Genomic DNA, 17,495 nt, shown 5'->3' with positions numbered 1-17,495 from the left:
CCCGACCACCCCACCACCCGCCCACCTGACCGACAATGACCCCGTGACCGACCTCGCCCCCCTCCTCACCCCCGAAGGCCTCGCCCTCCTCGACGCCGTCCGGGGCACCGCGCCCTCCGACGAACTCGCCGTGGCCACGCGGCTGCGCCGCGAGCATCCCGCCGAGCTGGTGTCGGCGGCGCTCGGGCAGGCGCGGCTGCGGCAGCGGGCCGTGGCGAAGTTCGGGGCCGAGGACGCCGGGCGGATGTTCTTCACCCCCAACGGGGTGGAGCAGTCGACACGGGCGAGTGTGGCGGCGTACCGCGCCGGACGCCTCAAGGAACTCGGCGTGACCTCGGTGGCCGACCTGTGCTGCGGGATCGGCGGCGACGCGATCGCGCTCGCCCGGGCGGGGATCCGGGTGCTGGCCGTGGACCGGGATCCCGTCACGGCCGCGGCGGCCCGGGCCAACGCCGAGGCGCTCGGGCTCGCCGGCCTGATCGACGTATGCGAGGCGGATGTCACCGAGGTCGACACGAGCGGGTACGACGCGGTGTTCGTGGATCCCGCGCGGCGCGGCGGGCGGGGGAGGATCTTCGATCCGGAGGCCTACTCCCCGCCCCTGTCCTGGGCCGTCGGTGCCGCCCTCGCCGCGCCCCGGGCCGCCCTGAAGATCGCACCCGGCGTACCGCACGAGGCGATCCCCGCCGAGGCCGAGGCGGAGTGGATCTCGGACGGCGGGGACGTGAAGGAGGCGGTGCTGTGGTTCGGCACCGAGCCGGGGGCCGTGCGGGCGACACTGCTGCCGGGGCCGCGGACCCTGCTCGGCACCGGCCTGCCGAACCCGGACGTACGGCCGCTCGGCCGCTATCTCTACGAGCCCGACGGCGCCGTCATCCGCGCCCATCTGGTCGCGGAGGTGGCCCGGGACCTCGACGGCGGGCTCGTCGACGAGACCATCGCATACGTCACCGCCGACGGACTCCGCCCGACGCCGTACGCCTCCGCGTACGAGATCACCGACCAACTGCCCTTCAACGTCAAGAAGTTGAAGGCAGTGCTGCGGGAGCGGGAGGTGGGGATCCTGACCGTGAAGAAGCGCGGCTCCGCCGTGGAGCCGGAGGAGCTGCGCCGGAAGGTGCTGCCGAAGGGACACGGCCCGCACGCGGCGACGGTGTTCCTCACGCGGGTGGCCGGGGCCCCGACGATGCTGCTCGGGGCCCCGGCTGCGGACGCTACTGCCGGTGGGGCGTCCTGAGGTCGCCCAGGTGCGGGTCGGCGCCCGCCGGGCCGGAGCGCGACAGCGTGCCGACGCTGCCGGAACCGGCGCTCAGCGCGGTCAGCGCACTGGTCGTCGGGACGACGCCGTTGTAGTACGGGCGGTACTCGAAGTACTTGCTGCCCGCGCTGATCGAGGCGCCCACGCTGTTCAGCGCGCCCGCGGTGACCGAGCCGGTGGTGCCGAAGGCGACCGTGGAGTTCATGCTCGCGGACTCGCGCGCCAGATAGCTGTTGACCTCAGACGACAGGGCGGGTCGGGACGTCCACAGCAGGGGGCCGAAGACGTTGAAGGCGCCGGCGCCGGACACGCCGTCCCGCCAGGAGCCGGTGTAGGCGAGGGCCGACAGGTTCGGCGCGGTCCACCAGAACTTGGCGATGTTGACCGAGATCGCCGCGTCGTTGCCGCCCGAGATCGGGTAGTAGTAGTACGTCGACGGCCACCGCGGGAAACTCGAGTGGGTGAGCGCGTACTTCGCCGCCGAACCGACCGTGATGACCATGGTCTTGTCGGGGTTCAGGTTGTTCAGGTACGACTTCACCGACGCCGTCAGCTTGTTGCCGTTGGTGAGGACCACACTGCCCGCGCTCGCGGTGCCGTCCGCGCCGGCCGCGGCGGCCGCCGAGAGGGCGGCCCGGACCTCGCTGCCGCCGGCCAGGAAGACGTACTTGGGGGCGGAGGTGACGGCCTTCGCGACGGCGACGGACGTCGCGTAGCGGTCGGCGCCCGACAGCCGCTTCGGGACGTAACCGAGGGTCTTCAGCTGCGTGGCGACCGTGCCGCTGAGAACGGACGTGCCGCCTACGAGATAGACGTACTTGCCCTTCGGCAGCATCCGCTTGAGTTCCTTCTTCACCGCGGACGACAGCCCCGTCTTCGGGGTCATCAGCACCGGGCCGGCCTTCTTGCCGGCCAGGGCGGGCGCGGTGAGGGAGTACGCCGCGTCGTCCCGGTTGACCAGGACGGCGGACTTGGCGTTCATCAGGCCCGGCACGCTCTGCCCGAGGGTGTTCCAGGTCCAGCGGGAGGAGGCGATGTTGGTGCCGTAGGCGTCGGTGCCCCACACCCGGACGGTGCTGTTCTTGCGCAGCGGCTGCCAGCTGGGGTTGTTGACGGAACTGCTGCGCGAGGCGTCCGTGACCGGGGTGAGCGTGCCGGTCGCCACGTCCACGTACTCGATGGTGTGCACGTCGTCGCTGTTCGGCGAGGTGTGCGCGTCGAGGACGATCCGGGTGCCGGTCGGCGACCAGGACGGGTTGGCGTACCGGCGCGGGCCGGTGGTGAGCTGCTTGGCCTCGGTGCCGTCGGCCTTCGCGGTGAAGACCTGCGGGTTGCCGTCGGCGTCCTTGCGGACGAAGGCGAGCTTGGTGCCGTCCGGCGAGTAGGCGGGCTGCTCGGCGTCGGTCAGGACGCGCTTGACGGTCTGCGCGGCGCTGTCGAAGACGTACACGCCGGGCGTGCCGGTGCAGCTGCCGGTACGGCGCTCGAAGGCGAGCAGGCCGCCGGAGCTCACGGTCGGCTCGCTGTCGCAGACCGAGGACGGTTCCTGGGCCGACGTCAGCAGCGGGCGCGGCGCCCACGAGCCGTCGGAGGGGCCGTAGACGATCTGGCCGCCGGTGGCGAACACGACGTACCGTCCGCCCCACCAGAAGGCGAGGTCCTCGTACGAGGCGCTGGAGCGCGTGCCCTCCGCCCACGGCAGGGTGATCTTTCCGGTGCCGTTGGGCCGGACGCTGGAGATCTGGCCCGAGGCGGAGATCACCCGGCTGCCGTCCGGGGCCCAGGTGGCGTAGGTGTTGACGTTGGGGATCTGGGTGCCCGAGCCGGTGGCCGGGTCGATCAGCAGTCCCCCGTCGTTGAGGATCCGTCCCTCGGTGCCGGGCCAGGGGCCCGCGTCGTCGGCGGCGGCACCCGGCGCGGTGGCCAGGGTGCCCACGGCGGCGAGCGCCGCCGCGGTGGCGAGCGCCGCGGCACGGCGGCGCGTGAACATTCTCAAGTTGTCGTCCCCCCAGGGATCACAAGTCACAGCCGTTTCGCAACGGCTCGAACACCTTAGGCGTCAACTGGCCCCAGTGAGAACAGAGTTACGAATCGCAGGCCGCCGCCCGTGCCAGCAGCAGCTCCCGTTCCCGCTCGTTGCGGGTCAGGGTGGCGGCCCGTTCGAACTCGGCCCTCGCCTCGGTCGTACGCCCGAGGCGCAGCAGCAGATCGCCGCGGACGCTGGGCAGCAGGTGGTAGTCGCTCAGGGCCGGCCCGGCGGCCAGGGTGTCGACGAGCTCCAGGGCGGGTCCCGGGCCGTCGGCCATGGAGACGGCGACCGCGCGGTTGAGCTCGACGACCGGGGACGGGGCGCGCACGGCCAGCAGACCGTACAGGGTGGCGATGGCGGCCCAGTCGGTGTCCTCGTAGGTGTGCGCGTGGGCGTGGCAGGCGGCGATGGCGGCCTGGAGGGCGTACGGGCCCGGGGCGCCGACGGAGGTGGCGCCGGCCCGGTCCAGGGCGGTGATGCCGCGGGCGATCAGCATGCGGTTCCAGCGGCGCCGGTTCTGGTCCCCGAGGAGGACGGGGGTGCCGTCGGGTGCGGTGCGGGCGGCTGTGCGGGAGGCCTGGAACTCCAGCAGCGAGACCAGGCCGTGCACCTCGGGCTCCTTCGGCATCAGTGCGGCCAGCTGCCTGGCCAGGCGCAGCGCGTCCTCGCACAGCGCCGGGCGCAGCCAGTCGTCGCCCGCGGTGGCCGCGTACCCCTCGTTGAAGATCAGGTAGATGACGTCGAGGACCGAGCCGAGCCGTGCCTCCCGGTCGGGGCCGTACGGCACCTCGAAGGCGACGTTCCTCGTGGCGAGGGTCCGCTTGGCCCGGACGACGCGCTGGGCGACCGTGGGTTCGGGGACCAGGTAGGCGCGGGCGATCTCGGCCGTGGTCAGACCGCCGAGGAGGCGCAGGGTGAGGGCGGTGCGGGCCTCGGGGGACAGCACGGGGTGGCAGGTGGTGAAGACGAGCCGGAGCAGATCGTCGTCGATGGCGTCCGGGTCCTGCGGTTCCTGCGGCGGGGGTACGTCCTCCAGGGTCCGGCCGATCTCCTGGAGCTTGCGGGCGTAGTTCTCCCGGCGGCGGACCAGGTCGACGGCGCGATGCCGGGCGGCGGCGGTGAGCCAGGCGCCCGGCCGGTCGGGCACGCCGTCGCGGGGCCACTGTTCCAGTGCGGCGACCAGGGCGTCCTGGGCCAGCTCCTCGGCGATGCCGATGTCCCGGACGACACGGGTGACGGCGGCGACGACCCGAGGGAACTCCATGCGGAAGACGGTCTCGATGGCGGTCCGGGGGTCGGGCCGGGTGTCGGGCCGGGTGTCGGTGGTGCGCTGTGGTTCCACAACCCACCATCGAACACCCTGCCCGTACGACCGCAAACCCGCACGTCCGCGAAGCGGACGGGCTCACCCCTCGGCGATCTCCCGCACCTCACAGGTGACGGTCCAGAACTCCTCGTGCACCTTCAGGAACCGGGTGGTCCACTCGATCGCCTCGGCCTTGTCCTTGCACTGCATGATCGCGTACCCGCCGACGACCTCCTTGGCCTCGGTGAACGGCCCGTCCGTGACCGAGATCTTCCCGCCCTCCCAGTGCACCCGCGTGCCCTGTGCGGACGGCAGCAGCCCGGCGGTGTCGAGCATGACGCCGGCCTTGGTGACCTCCTCGATCAGCTCGCCCATCCGCTGCATCAGCTCCGGGCTGGGGCCCTCGGCCGGGGCGGAGTTCTCGTCGATCCTCACGAGCGACAGATAGCGGGGCATGGTGACTCCTCATGACTCACGGCGACCGGGTCCTTCCCGGCCTCTCACCCCTGCGTCGAACGGGAGACGGCCGGATCGACACCCGTCCCGAACTTTTTTACTTCAACGACTTCCACAGCTTGCTCGCCGCCGGTTCCTCGGCGACCACCCGGTTGGGGTCGGAGGGGGCCGTGACGACGGGCATGGTGACGGTCTTGACCTCGTCGGCCGTGAGGCCCTTGAGGCTCTGGCCGAGTTCCATCAGTTCGGAGAGGGAGTTCAGGCCGGTGTCGGTGGTGAGGCTGCCGGTGACGGCGTCGGCGACCTCGTACAGCTTGGTGGGGCTGGTCAGCAGGTTCGTGGAGGCGATCTGCTCCAGCAGGGCCTTCACCAGCTTCTGCTGGAGGCCTATGCGGCCGAGGTCGCTGCCGTCGCCTATGCCGTGCCGGGTGCGGGCGAGGGCCAGGGCCTGCTTGCCGTTGAGGTGATGGGTGCCGGCCTCGAGATGGAGGTGGCTGTCGTCGTCGTCGATGTCCTCGTCGGTGGTGACGGTGACCCCGCCGAGCGCGTTCACCAGCTTCGCGAAGCCGGAGAAGTCGACCTCGATGTAGTGGTCCATACGGACGTCCGTGATCGACTCGACGGTCTTCACCGCGCACACGGGGCCGCCCAGCGAGTAGGCCGAGTTGAACATCACGCCGTAGGCCTCCGCCGACGTACCGCCCGAGGACAGCGGGCAGGACGGGCGGGTGACGAGGGTGTCGCGCGGGATGCTGACCACGGTCGCGCTGGTGCGGCCCGCGTCGATGTGCACGACCATCGCCGTGTCGGAGCGGGCGCCGGAGCTGTCGCCGCCGCCGAGCTCCTGGTTCTCCTCGCCGCTGCGCGAGTCCGAGCCCAGCACCAGGATGTTGACGGCCTCGGTGGGCAGCGCGGCGGCCGAGGCGGACGCCGAGGGCGTCGGCGTCGTGACCGACTTCGCGGGGCGGTTGTCGCCGAGCGCCTGGTCGATGTCGACGCTTCTGATGTTGTCGTTGAGGTGCCAGTAGGCCCAGCCCGCCGTCCCGATGCCCAGCACCAGGGCGGCGGCCAGGGTGAGGCCGGCGGCCTTCAGCACCTTGGACCGCCGGCCCGCTCTTCTGCCTGCTTCGCCGTGCTCCTCGTGTCGCGTCACGGTGAGGAAGGTAGGTGCGGATTATTAGCTAACTGTTAGGACGGAGAGCCCGACCGGGATTTCTCGTGAAAATCTCACGATTCTCAGCCCGGCGTCACTCAACCCAGCGTCACCGTCGGCACGGGATTGCTCCCGCTCCAGCTCGCGTTGAACCCGAAGCTCACCGAACCCCCGTCCGGCACGGTCCCGTTGTACGAGGCGTTCACACAGGACACGGCCGCCCCCGACTGGGTGCAGGTGGCGTTCCAGGCCTGGGTGATCTGCTGCCCGGCGCCGTACGTCCAGGTCACCTTCCAGGACGACAGCGAGGCACCCGAGCAGGAGATCGTCACGTTCCCGGTGAACCCGGTGTTCCACTGGCTGCCCACGCTGTACGACGCCGTGCACGCGCCGGTCGGCGGGGGCGTGCTCGTGCCGCCGAGCGCCTCCGCGATGCCGTAGTACGCCGGTTTCGGCGCGTAGTTCGCGTCGTACGGCGTCGCCGCCCCCTGTCCCGGGAAGGTGCTCTCCACCCAGGAGTCGGAGTCGGTGAAGCCCCAGACCGTGAGGTTCACACAGCGCGCGACCGCCACGCAGGCGGCGGTGACCGCCTTGTAGTCGGCCTTCTGCTGGGCGAGTTTCGTGCTGTCGGAGGGCAGGGTCATCCGGATGTCCAGCTCGGTGATCGCCACGTCGACGCCGAGGTCGGCGAAGCGCTGGATGTTCTGCTGGAGGGTGGCCGGGACCTGACCGAGGATGAGGTGGGCCTGGAGGCCGACCCCGTCGATCGGGACCCCGCGCTCCTTCAGCGACTTGACCAGGTTGTACAGGGCGGTCGACTTCGCGTTGACGCCCTCCACGTTGTAGTCGTTGATGTAGAGCTTCGCGGCCGGGTCGGCGGCCCGCGCCCAGGTCAGGGCGCTCGCGATGTAGTCGGCGCCGAGGCCGTTGTACCAGAGCGTCGAGCGGTAGGTGCCGTCCTCGTTGAAGGGCTCGTTGACGACGTCCCAGGCGGCGAGTTTCCCCTTGTAGCGGCCCACCTCGGTGTTGATGTGGTTCTGCAGCAGCGTGCCGAGCTGGGCGGAGGTCCAGCTGCCGTTCGTCAGCCAGCTCGGGTTCTGGCTGTGCCAGACCAGGGTGTGGCCGCGCACCTGCTGGTTGTGGGCCTGCGCGAACGCCACGATCTGGTCGGCCTCGGTCCAGTTGAAGGAGCCCTGGGTCGGCTCCACCGAGCCCCACTTCATGGCGTTGCCCGGGGTCAGCGAGGAGAACTGCGCCCCGGCGATGTCGCCGTAGGTGCCGGTCAGCTTGGAGCCGGTGACCGCCGTACCGATGACCTTGCCCTTGGCGGTGCCGAGGTCGCGCAGGGGGGTGTCGGCGGCGTGGGCGGCGGGTGCCGTGAGCAGCAGCGCGAAGCCGGCCACGAGGGAGGTCAGGGTGGAGGTCAGGGACAGGCCTGTTCTCAGAGATCTCATGCGGGTGCCTCCGAAAGTTTCGGCCGTGCAACCGATTGACTTCGGAGGAGTGTGGAGGCGCCCACCACACCCGTCAATACGTCAACTTCCAGCCAGGGGCGGCGACGCGGTGCTCGCCCGCACCACCAGACTCGTCGCCAGTTCCACCCGCGTCGCCGCCGGAGTCTCCTGCGCCGTGGACCGCCCCAGCTCCAGCACCAGCCGGGCCGCCGCCTCCGCCATCTCGGTGAGCGGCTGCCGTACGGTCGTCAGCGGCGGCCCCACCCAGCGCGCCACCGGCAGATCGTCGAAGCCGACCACGCTGACGTCCTCCGGGATCCGCAGCCCCAGCTCACGGGCGGCCTCGTAGACGCCGAGGGCCTGGAGGTCGTTGCCGGCGAAGACGGCGGTGGGCCGGTCGGGGCGGTCGAGGAGCTCACGGCCGAGCCGGTAGCCGGTCTCGTGGTGGAAGTCGCCGGTCTTGACCAGTCCCTGCTCGACCGGCAGCCCGGCGGTCTCCAGGGCGGCCCGGTAGCCGTCGATCCGGGCCCGGCTGCACATCATCTGCGGGGGCCCGCTGATCGCCCCGATCCGCCGGTGCCCCAGCTCCACCAGATGCCGGGTGGCGGCCAGGCCGCCCTGCCAGTTGGTGGCCCCGATCGACGGCACGTCGGCGCCCGGGTCGCCGGCCGGGTCCATCACCACGAACGGGATGGTGCGGCTGGTCAGCAGCGCCCGCTGGGACTCGTCGAGGCCGGACAGCACCAGCACCACCCCGTGCGGACGGCGGGCGGCGACCTGGTCGGCCCAGGTCCGCCCGGGCGTGAGCCGCCCGGCGCTCTCGCTGAGCACGACACTCAGCCCGGCGTCCCGCGCCACGTTCTCCACACCCCGGATGACCTCCATCGCCCAGGCGCTCTCCAGCTCGTGGAAGACCAGGTCGATCAGGGGCGAACGGGTCGCCTCGGCCCGCCGGCGCCGGTAGCCGTGGGCGCGCAGCAGCTCCTCGACCCGGGTGCGGGTCGCGGGGGCGACGTCGGCGCGGCCGTTGAGGACCTTCGAAACAGTCGGGGCCGAGACACCGGCCTCGCGGGCGATCTCCGCGAGCGTGGCGGTCTGCGGCCGCGTTTCAGCGGGCTCGGAGCGTGTCATGGCGGCGATCGTATCCCCGCGCGGCCTCTTGACTAACCCCTCTCAGCGCCATAGGTTCCCGGAACATTCGAAGTGTGTTACGAAACATTCGAATCCTTCGGGACAGGATCCCCCGGGACAGGAGTTTCATGACCACCGCCCCCTGGCGTGACCGCGCGCTGCCCGCCGCCGCCCGAGTCGACGACCTGCTCTCCCGGATGACCCTGGAGGAGCGGACCGCCCAGCTGTACGGCGTGTGGGTCGGCGCCGCGACGGACGGCGAGGGCGTCGCCCCGCACCAGCACGACATGACCTCCGACTACACATGGGACGAGCTGATCACCCGGGGGCTCGGCCAGCTGACCCGTTCCTTCGGCACGGCGCCCGTGGACCCGGCGACCGGCGCCCGCGCCCTGGCCGCCGCCCAGCGCCGGATCGCCGCGGCGGGCCGCTTCGGCATTCCGGCCGTCGCCCACGAGGAGTGCCTGGCCGGCTTCACCGCCTGGCGGGCCACCGCCTACCCGGTCCCGCTCGCCTGGGGCGCCGCCTTCGACCCGCCGCTGGTGGAGGAGCTGGGCCGGGCGATCGGCCGCGATCTGCGCTCGGTCGGCGTCCACCAGGGCCTGGCCCCCGTCCTGGACGTGGTCCGCGACCCGCGCTGGGGGCGGGTCGAGGAGACGATCGGCGAGGACCCGTATCTGGTCGCCACGATCGGCACGGCGTACGTCCGGGGCCTGGAGTCGGCGGGTGTGGTCGCGACGCTGAAGCACTTCGCCGGGTACGCCTCCTCCGCCGGAGCCCGCAATCTGGCCCCGGTGCGGGCGGGCACCCGCGAGTTCGCGGACGTCACCCTCCCCCCGTTCGAGATGGCGCTCCGCGAGGGCGGCGCCCGCTCGGTGATGGCCGCCTACACCGAACGCGACGGCGTCCCCGCCTCCGCCGACCCGGAGCTGCTGACCCGCCTCCTGCGCGACGAGTGGGGCTTCACCGGCACGGTCGTCTCCGACTACTTCGGCATCGGCTTCCTGCAGACCCTGCACCGGGTCGCGGGCACCCCCGCCGAGACGGCGCACCTCGCGCTGGAGGCCGGCATCGATGTCGAACTGCCGACGGTCAAGCACTACGGCGAGGCGCTGGTCGCCGCCGTCCGGGCGGGCGCCGTCCCCGGGGAACTGATCGACCGGGCCGCCCGCCGGGTCCTGCTCCAGAAGTGCGAACTGGGCCTGCTGGACGAGGACTGGCAGCCGGAGCTCCCCGAGTCCGTGGACCTCGACCCGGCCGCGAACCGCGCGCTGGCCCGCCGGCTGGCGGAGGAGTCGGTGGTCCTCCTCGACAACCCGGACGGGCTGCTCCCCCTCGCCCCCGACACCAGGATCGCGGTGGTCGGCCCGAGGGCGGCGGACGCCCTGGCGATGCTCGGCTGCTACTCCTTCCCGTCCCATGTCCTCCCCCACCACCCCGGGGTGGACCTCGGCATCGAGATCCCCACCCTGCTGGAGTCCCTGCGCACCGAACTCCCTGACGCCAAGGTGACGTTCACCGAGGGCTGCCCGGTCTCCGACCCCGACCCCTCCGGCTTCACCGAGGCCATCGCGCGCGCCTCGGAGGCGGACGTGTGCGTGGCCGTGCTCGGCGACCGGGCGGGCCTGTTCGGCCGGGGCACCTCCGGCGAGGGCTGCGACGTGGCCGACCTGAACCTGCCCGGCGTCCAGGGCGAGCTGCTCGACGCGCTGGTCGCGACGGGCGTCCCGGTCGTCCTGGTGCTGCTCACCGGCCGCCCGTACGCGCTCGGCCGCTGGCACGGACGCCTTGGCGCGGTCGTCCAGGCCTTCTTCCCGGGGGAGGAGGGCGGCCCGGCGGTGGCCGGCGTGCTGTCGGGCCGCCTCAACCCCTCCGGCCGCCTCCCGGTCAGCGTGCCGCGCCTGCCGGGCGGCCAGCCCTGGACCTACCTCCAGCCCCCGCTGGGCCTGGCGGGCGAGGTCAGCAGCCTGGACCCGACCCCGCTGTACGCCTTCGGTCACGGCCGCTCGTACACCTCCTTCACCTGGGAGGACTTCACGGGCGGCGGCCCGGAGACGGCGACCGGCACGAACCGGCCGGCGGAGATCGGCACGGACGGCTCGTACGACGTGTCCGTCACCGTCCGCAACACCGGCCCCCGGCCCGGCACCGAAGTCGTCCAGCTGTATCTGCACGACCCGGTGGCGAGCGTGACCCGCCCCGACGTACGCCTGATCGGCTACCAGCGCCTCGACCTCGCCGACGGCGAGTCGGCCAGGGTCACCTTCCGCTTCCACACCGATCTGTCCGCCTTCACCGGCCGCTCCGGGCGCCGGATCGTCGAACCGGGGGAGCTGGAGCTGCGGTTGGGGACGTCCAGCGCCCACGTGCGGGAGACGGCCCGGCTGCGGCTGACGGGGCCGGTGCGCGAGGTGGGCACGGACCGGCGGCTGCGGTGCGGGACGCAGGTCGTACGAAACTGACGTGCGCCGGGTGGGTGTCCAGGGCCCGTCGCGCCGCCCTCGCCGCCGCCGACGAGGACACGATCGACCCGTACGCCGCTGCCGACCACCCGCCCGAGGCGATGCACGATCGTCACCTCGGTGTGGCTCCTGTCGGCGCCCCAGCCGTAGGAGCCTGTGTCAGCGGCACCCCCTACGGTGCGGCCATGGACCCCTCGCTGCCGAAGTCCCTGCCGCCGGGCGGGATCGTCGAGTCGTACGGCCGAAGCGGCCGCCTGGTGTGGATGAGCGACGGCGAGGTGCCGGACGCGGACACCTGGTGGAGCCGCCTCTATGCCGAGCGGACGCGCACCGGCCTGTACCCGGTGCTGCTGGAGTACCCGGAGGACATGTCCGCGTACAAGGTCGGCGGGGACGGCCCGGTCGACGCCGCCGCCTACCTGAGCGCCCGTTGGCGGCCGGACGCCTGGCCGGGCTTCCCGCGGTGGCCGGGCCTGGCGGCGCCCGCCCCGGCCGGAGCCGACCCGGACGCGTGCGCGGCCGAGGCGGCCACGTCGGTCGTGGACGAGGGCCGGGCAACCTGTCTGGCGCTGGTCCGGGCCGAGCGCGGCTCCGACGTGCCGGTGGCGCTCAACTGGCCGGGGATGACCAACCGTATGACCACGGCCGACCTTTCAGGGGTGCTGCGCTCCTGGGAGGACCGTTTCGCCGCCCGCCTCGTCGGCCTCGGCCACGGTGATCTGTTCCTCTCGGCCGCGATCCCCCCGAGCGATCTCCACCAGGCCCACGTCCTCGCCGCCGAGCACTACCTCACCTGCCCCGACGTCTTCCACCACTCCTTCGACGACTGGGAGAACACCTACCCGGCAGAACTCCTGACCCTGCGCCAGTGGCACTTCTGGTGGGACTGAGCGGGGCGCGTCAGGACCGCCCGACCGACTCGAAGCGCCAGCGGTGGACCGGGCGGGACACCAAGTCGGGTGCGGGGTCCGGGAGTTCGGGGAGTTCCGCGTCGTACTCCGCGTCCCACCAGGTGATGACGAGGACCCGGTCCTGAGGCGCGCGGAAGGTCTCGCGGCGCAGGGGGAGCTCCGCGAGGGACTGGCCGTCGGCCCAGGTGAGCAGGTCGGCGCCCCGGCCCTGCGCCGCCCGGGCCTCCCACATCAGCGCGACCGTCATGAGTAGAGGTTCTCCTTGCTGATCTCGTGCACATGGTCGTGGCCACCGTCCTGCTCGTGGCCGGGGACGTGAGGGTCCGTCACCGGGAGGGAGGAGTCGGCCGACAGGTCCCAGCTGGACGCCGCGCGGCCCCGGGTCACCATCTCCGCGCCGAGGGCGGCGACCATCGCGCCGTTGTCCGTGCACAGCTTGGGGCGGGGCACCCGCAGCCGGATGCCCGCCTTCTCGCAGCGCTCCTGGGCGAGGGCGCGCAGCCGGGAGTTGGCGGCGACCCCGCCGCCGATCATCAGGTGGTCGACGCCCTCGTCCTTGCAGGCCCGTACGGCCTTGCGGGTCAGGACGTCCACGACCGCCTCCTGGAAGGAGGCCGCCACGTCCCGCACCGGCACCTCCTCGCCGGCCGCCCGTCTGGCCTCGATCCAGCGGGCGACGGACGTCTTCAGCCCGGAGAAGGAGAAGTCGTACGCCGGGTCGCGCGGCCCGGTCAGACCGCGCGGGAACGCGATGGCCGCCGGGTCGCCCTCGCGGGCGTAGCGGTCGATGACCGGCCCGCCGGGGAAGCCCAGGTTCAGCACACGCGCGATCTTGTCGAAGGCCTCACCCGCCGCGTCGTCGATGGTGGCGCCCATGGGGCGGACGTCGGAGGTGATGTCCGAGGACAGCAGCAGCGAGGAGTGGCCGCCGGAGACGAGGAGCGCCATCGTCGGCTCGGGCAGCGGGCCGTGCTCCAGCTGGTCGACGCAGATGTGCGAGGCGAGGTGGTTGACGCCGTAGAGGGGCTTGCCGAGGGCGTAGGCGTACGTCTTCGCCGCCGAGACGCCGACCAGCAGCGCGCCGGCCAGACCGGGCCCGGCGGTGACCGCGATGCCGTCGAGGTCCTTCGCGCTGACGCCCGCCTCCTTCAGCGCCCGGTCGATGGTCGGGACCATGGCCTCCAGGTGGGCGCGGGAGGCCACCTCCGGGACGACCCCGCCGAAGCGGGCGTGCTCGTCGACGCTGGAGGCGACGGCGTCGGCCAGCAGGGTGGTGCCCCGGACGATGCCGACACCGGTCTCGTCGCAGGAGGTCTCGATGCCGAGGACGAGAGGTTCGTCAGCCATGGGTGTCGGTTCCTTGGTTGTCTTCTTGGCGTAGGGACGCCGCCGGGTCGGTCAGCCGCATGACCAGGGCGTCCACGTTGCCGGGCTGGTAGTAGCCGCGCCGGAAGCCGATCGCCTCGAAGCCGAAGCGTTCGTAGAGCTTCTGCGCCCGGACGTTGTCCACCCGGCACTCCAGCATCACCTCGACGCAGTCGAAGGCGGTCGCCGCCCTCAGCAGCTCGGTCAGCAGCCGGGCGCCGAGGCCGGTGCCCCACTGGTCGCGGGCGACGGCGATCGTCTGGACGTCGGCGCCCGCGCCGGAGCCGCTGCCGGAGTCACCGTCGGAGCCGCTGTCGGACGCCGTCCCGGCGACCGCGAGCCCGGCGTACCCGACGATCCGCTCACCGGTGACGGCGACGACATAGCGGCGGGTCGCCTCGGCCCCCCGGGAGTGCGCCAGCTCGGACCAGAACATGCCCCGGGACCAGGCGTCCTCGGGGAAGAGGTCCTTCTCCAGTTCCAGCACGGGATCGATGTCCCACCAGCGCATCTCGCGCAGGCGCGGAGTCACGGCTTCGGTCACTTGGGGGTGACCACCTTGTAGTTCTTGGGGACCTGGGCGTCGGGCCTGCGCAGATACAGCGGGCGCGGGGCGGGCAGCTCCTCGCCGGCCGCGAGCCGCTCGGCGGCCAGGGCGGCCAGCGCCGCCGCGGACACGTGCTCGGGCTCGTGCGCGTTCGGGAAGGTGTCCGGGTACAGCAGCGCGCCCGCGCCGACGGCCGGGAGTCCCGCGACCTGCTCGGCGATGTCGGCGGGCCGGTCCACGGCGGGTTCCGTGACCCGGGTGCGGGAGTCGTCGTAGCGCGCCCAGTAGACCTCCTTGCGCCGGGCGTCGGTCGCCACGACGAAGGGTCCTTCGAGGTCGGAGGCGTAGGCGAGGCCGTCGAGCGTGCACAGCCCGTGCACGGGGACGCCGAGCGCGAGCCCGAAGGTGTCGGCGGTCATCAGCCCGACGCGCAGCCCGGTGTAGGGGCCGGGGCCGACGCCGACGACGATCGCCGTGACGGCGTCCAGCGCGCGCCCCGCCTCGGTGAGCAGACGGTCGACGGCCGGCAGCAGCAGCTCACCGTGCCGGCGGGCGTCCACCTGGGCGGAGGAGGCGATGACGTGCGTGCCGTCGTGCAGCGCGACGGTGACGGCGGGGGTGGCGGTATCCAGAGCGAGCAAGAGCACGCAAACAGCCTACGGCTCCCGGGCGCCTGTGTCGGATGTCCGGGCGGGGCCCGCGACGGCTGCTACGGTCGCCGAGAAGCAGGACATACGATGATTTTTCGGTGTACGACGACGAGCGTGTACGACGATGAGGTGGTCGCCGGTGGCAGTCAACAGCTCGACGGTCGTCGCCGGGCTCATGGCGGCGTCCGTCGCGACGGTGGGGTTCCTCGCCTATCAGGCGTCCGCGAACGTGCCCCCGGGCCTCGGCAAGCCGCACGCCGCCTCCTCGGCCGCCCGCAAGGCGCCCCGGCACAAGGCCAACCCCACCGCGCTGCCCCGGAAATCCGGCACGGGCCGGCGGGTCGTGTACTCGCTGGACGGCGACCGGGTGTGGCTGGTGGGCATGGCGGGCAACGTCGAGCGCACGTTCAGGGTCACCCCGGGCCGGGTCGACCCGCGTCCCGGCGCCTACGGGGTGACCTCCCGTTCGGGCGCGACCACCGGCACCGACGGCACCCCGGTGGAGCACGTCGTCCGTTTCGCCTCGGTGGACGGGGTGGTCATCGGCTTCAGCGCGGCGGTGGGGGACTCGCGTCCGGCGCCCGACGCGGCGGTGCGCACGGGCGGCATCCGTCAGACACGGGCGGACGGCGACGCGATGTGGGACTTCGCGACGATCGGACAGCGGGTCGTCGTGATCCGGTGACCTTGCGTGAAGGTTTCCGACAACAGGTCGGCAAGATGTTGCGTACGGCGTCTTGTGCGTGGTCACATGGTATCCCACCGCTAGTTAGGTCTACCTAACCAGCCCCCGTCCCGGGAGGTGCCATGCCGGCCGACGAGCCCCAGACCCCCAAGGTCCAGCCGTCGCGGCCGTTCGCGCTCGCGGGGCTGTCCATGCGCGAACTGCTGGCCTCGTGCACCGCGGCCGAGGCCGTCTCGACCCCGCCCCGCCTGCCCGACCCGGTCACAAGAAAACCCGCCAGGCACCCCCGGGCGGCGTAACACCTCGAGTGAGCCCCTGAGCCTGAGCCCTGAACTCAGGCGGCCAGCACGCTCAGATCGGCGGCGGCCCACCGCAGGCCGAGCCCGCTGACGGTCACGTGCCGCACCTCGTCGGTCGTGTCACCGACGGCCCGGTGGATGCGGACCTGGAGCCGCTCCTCGGTCAGCTCCTCGACCTTCCCCTCGCCCCACTCCACGACGATCACGGACTCCGGCAGGGACACGTCGAGGTCGAGGTCCTCCATCTCGTCGAGCCCGCCGCCGAGGCGGTACGCGTCGACGTGGACGAGCGGCGGCCCGTCCCCGAGGGAGGGGTGGACCCGGGCGATCACGAAGGTCGGCGAGGTCACGGCCCCCCGCACCCCGAGCCCCTCCCCCAGCCCCCGGGCGAGGGTGGTCTTGCCGGCGCCGAGCTCCCCGCTGAGCATGACGAGGTCGCCGGCCCGCAGCAGCTTGGCCAGGCGACGGCCCAACTCCCGCATCTGCTCGGGGGAGTTGACGGTCAGCTCGGTCTCAGCCGGGTTGTGCGGTGCCGCGGGTGCTTCCATAGCCCCCCACCGTAGCCCCTGCCGGGACGGCACCCGCGCGGGTGAGGAGGTCGGCGAGGCGGTCGGTGACCACTTCCGGGTGCTCCAGCATGACGAGATGCCCGGCGTCCGGGACGAGCACCAGCTCGGCCTCCGGCAGCAGATCGGCGATCGCCTCGCTGTGCTCGCTCGGCGTGACAAGGTCCCCGATCCCGGCGAGCACGAGCACCGGCATGTCGGTGAACAGCCCGAGCGCCTCGGTCTTGTCGTGATCGGTGAAGGCCGGATAGAACTCGGCGACGACGTCGATCGGCGTCCCCTCGATCATCCGCTCGGCGAACCGCGCGACGGCCGGATCGACGTCCTTAGAGGCGAACGAGTACCGCTTGATGATCCCCGCGAAGAGATCGGCGGTGGCCCGCCGCCCCTTCTCCACCAGCGCGGCCTGCTGCCCCAGCGCCTTCAGTACCCCGGGAAGCACCCTGCGCACGGCATTGACACCGGCGACGGGCAGCCCGAAGTTGACCTCACCGAGCCGCCCCGAGGAGGTCCCCACGAACGCGGTGGCGACCACCCGCTCCCGCAGGAACTCGGGATACTGCGCGGCGAGCGCCATCACGGTCATCCCGCCCATGGAGTGCCCGACGAGCACGACCGGCCCCTCGGGCGCGGCCGCGTCGATCACGGCCTTCAGATCGCGCCCCAGCTGTTCGATGGTGAGCGGTACGCCGTCCTGGAGCTGGGCCGCCCCGCGTGCGGACCGCCCGTGGCTGCGCTGGTCCCAGTGCACGGTCCGTACGACGCCCCGCAGCGCCGCCCGCTGGAAGTGCCAGGAGTCCTGGGTGAGGCAGTAGCCGTGGCTGAAGACGACGGTGACGGGAAGGGGTGCCTTCCGCCCGAACAGCCGACGCCGCCGCCCCGCGGGCCCCCCTTGCGGCTCCACGTCGTCGACCTCGTAGTACAGCTCGGTCCCGTCATCGGCGACGGCCGTGCCGGGCGTACCGCGCAGGGCCCCGTACGGCCCCGCCGAGTCGAGCGCGAGCCGGGCCTTGGCCCGCATCCCGCGCCCCACGGTCATCCGCTCGATGGCGACTCCGGCCGCGGCACCCGCGGCGATCACACCTATCGCGGCGCCGGCGATACCGGTCGCCCGGCGCCAGCCCCCCGCCGCCCCCGTGGCGGAGGCGGCGGCGACGGCCGCCGAGGCGGCGTCCGCCACTGCCTCCGCACTGCTCTCGCTCACGTACCGCTCCTCCTGTCCA

Annotated in this window: 17 protein-coding genes; 5 read left to right on the top strand and 12 right to left on the bottom strand. The window is 72.6% G+C overall.

The window, feature by feature from the left end; all coding sequences use genetic code 11:
• Window positions 1-43: 43 nt before the first annotated feature.
• A complete protein-coding gene (locus ACLZN2_RS41745) occupies window positions 44-1,237 on the top strand; it encodes a THUMP-like domain-containing protein (RefSeq protein WP_416984955.1) in 1,194 nt (397 codons plus the stop codon).
• Here the strand turns inward: ACLZN2_RS41745 and ACLZN2_RS41740 are convergent.
• The 6 genes from ACLZN2_RS41740 to ACLZN2_RS41715 form a co-directional block, all read right to left on the bottom strand.
• Window positions 1,215-3,248: a cell wall-binding repeat-containing protein gene (locus ACLZN2_RS41740; protein WP_416984953.1), complete on the bottom strand. Its 2,034-nt coding sequence runs from the start codon at window positions 3,246-3,248 to the stop codon at window positions 1,215-1,217. The two genes, ACLZN2_RS41745 and ACLZN2_RS41740, sit on opposite strands and share 23 nt — an antisense overlap.
• A gap of 94 nt (window positions 3,249-3,342) precedes the next feature.
• Window positions 3,343-4,629: an RNA polymerase sigma factor gene (locus ACLZN2_RS41735; RefSeq protein WP_416984951.1), complete on the bottom strand. Its 1,287-nt coding sequence runs from the start codon at window positions 4,627-4,629 to the stop codon at window positions 3,343-3,345.
• A 63-nt stretch (window positions 4,630-4,692) separates the two neighbouring features.
• Window positions 4,693-5,049 carry a YciI family protein gene (locus ACLZN2_RS41730; RefSeq protein ID WP_416984950.1) on the bottom strand — a complete coding sequence of 119 codons (357 nt, stop codon included), beginning with the start codon at window positions 5,047-5,049 and terminating at the stop codon, window positions 4,693-4,695.
• 97 nt (window positions 5,050-5,146) lie between these two features.
• Entirely contained in the window at window positions 5,147-6,202 is a 1,056-nt protein-coding gene (locus ACLZN2_RS41725) for an LCP family protein (RefSeq protein ID WP_416984949.1), read from the bottom strand.
• Window positions 6,203-6,300: 98 nt separating this feature from the next.
• Window positions 6,301-7,656, bottom strand: coding sequence for an endo-1,4-beta-xylanase (locus ACLZN2_RS41720; protein WP_416984948.1), 1,356 nt, complete (start codon window positions 7,654-7,656; stop codon window positions 6,301-6,303).
• Between the two features lie 81 nt (window positions 7,657-7,737).
• On the bottom strand, window positions 7,738-8,787 hold the full coding sequence (locus tag ACLZN2_RS41715) for a LacI family DNA-binding transcriptional regulator (protein WP_416984947.1): 1,050 nt from the start codon (window positions 8,785-8,787) through the stop codon (window positions 7,738-7,740).
• A gap of 128 nt (window positions 8,788-8,915) precedes the next feature.
• On the opposite strand from ACLZN2_RS41715, the gene ACLZN2_RS41710 reads away from it, so the two are divergent.
• Both ACLZN2_RS41710 and ACLZN2_RS41705 read left to right on the top strand, forming a co-directional pair.
• A complete protein-coding gene (locus ACLZN2_RS41710) occupies window positions 8,916-11,249 on the top strand; it encodes a glycoside hydrolase family 3 N-terminal domain-containing protein (RefSeq protein WP_416984946.1) in 2,334 nt (777 codons plus the stop codon).
• A 14-nt stretch (window positions 11,250-11,263) separates the two neighbouring features.
• Window positions 11,264-12,139, top strand: coding sequence for a DUF4253 domain-containing protein (locus ACLZN2_RS41705; protein WP_416984945.1), 876 nt, complete (start codon window positions 11,264-11,266; stop codon window positions 12,137-12,139).
• 10 nt (window positions 12,140-12,149) lie between these two features.
• Here ACLZN2_RS41705 and ACLZN2_RS41700 read toward each other — a convergent pair whose 3' ends face one another.
• From ACLZN2_RS41700 to tsaB, 4 genes are read right to left on the bottom strand one after another with little or no spacing between them, the layout of a single operon-like run.
• Window positions 12,150-12,407: a hypothetical protein gene (locus tag ACLZN2_RS41700; protein ID WP_416984944.1), complete on the bottom strand. Its 258-nt coding sequence runs from the start codon at window positions 12,405-12,407 to the stop codon at window positions 12,150-12,152.
• A complete protein-coding gene (gene tsaD, locus ACLZN2_RS41695) occupies window positions 12,404-13,507 on the bottom strand; it encodes a tRNA (adenosine(37)-N6)-threonylcarbamoyltransferase complex transferase subunit TsaD (protein WP_416984943.1) in 1,104 nt (367 codons plus the stop codon). The genes ACLZN2_RS41700 and tsaD overlap by 4 nt, the downstream gene beginning before the upstream one ends.
• On the bottom strand, window positions 13,500-14,069 hold the full coding sequence (locus ACLZN2_RS41690) for a GNAT family N-acetyltransferase (RefSeq protein WP_416984942.1): 570 nt from the start codon (window positions 14,067-14,069) through the stop codon (window positions 13,500-13,502). Before ACLZN2_RS41690 ends, tsaD begins: the two co-directional genes overlap by 8 nt.
• Window positions 14,066-14,719, bottom strand: a complete 654-nt coding sequence (gene tsaB, locus ACLZN2_RS41685; protein WP_416984941.1) for a tRNA (adenosine(37)-N6)-threonylcarbamoyltransferase complex dimerization subunit type 1 TsaB — start codon at window positions 14,717-14,719, stop codon at window positions 14,066-14,068. Before tsaB ends, ACLZN2_RS41690 begins: the two co-directional genes overlap by 4 nt.
• 142 nt (window positions 14,720-14,861) lie before the next feature.
• Here tsaB and ACLZN2_RS41680 point away from each other — a divergent pair, with 142 nt between their 5' ends.
• Together ACLZN2_RS41680 and ACLZN2_RS41675 are read left to right on the top strand one after the other, a co-directional pair.
• A complete protein-coding gene (locus ACLZN2_RS41680; protein ID WP_416984940.1) occupies window positions 14,862-15,407 on the top strand; it encodes a hypothetical protein in 546 nt (181 codons plus the stop codon).
• Between the two features lie 122 nt (window positions 15,408-15,529).
• Complete coding sequence (locus ACLZN2_RS41675) at window positions 15,530-15,706, top strand: hypothetical protein (protein ID WP_416984939.1); 177 nt, start codon at window positions 15,530-15,532, stop codon at window positions 15,704-15,706.
• Window positions 15,707-15,741: 35 nt separating this feature from the next.
• Here ACLZN2_RS41675 and tsaE read toward each other — a convergent pair whose 3' ends face one another.
• A complete protein-coding gene (gene tsaE / locus ACLZN2_RS41670) occupies window positions 15,742-16,254 on the bottom strand; it encodes a tRNA (adenosine(37)-N6)-threonylcarbamoyltransferase complex ATPase subunit type 1 TsaE (RefSeq protein WP_416984938.1) in 513 nt (170 codons plus the stop codon).
• Window positions 16,220-17,476, bottom strand: coding sequence for an alpha/beta fold hydrolase (locus ACLZN2_RS41665; RefSeq protein ID WP_416984937.1), 1,257 nt, complete (start codon window positions 17,474-17,476; stop codon window positions 16,220-16,222). The genes tsaE and ACLZN2_RS41665 overlap by 35 nt, the downstream gene beginning before the upstream one ends.
• Between the last annotated feature and the right edge of the window lie 19 nt (window positions 17,477-17,495).

It is taken from the genome of Streptomyces sp. T028, from assembly GCF_048159505.1.
Classification (GTDB): domain Bacteria; phylum Actinomycetota; class Actinomycetes; order Streptomycetales; family Streptomycetaceae; genus Streptomyces.
The sequence above is the reverse complement of the archived record's forward strand: the minus strand, read 5'-3'. Positions and strand labels throughout refer to the sequence as shown.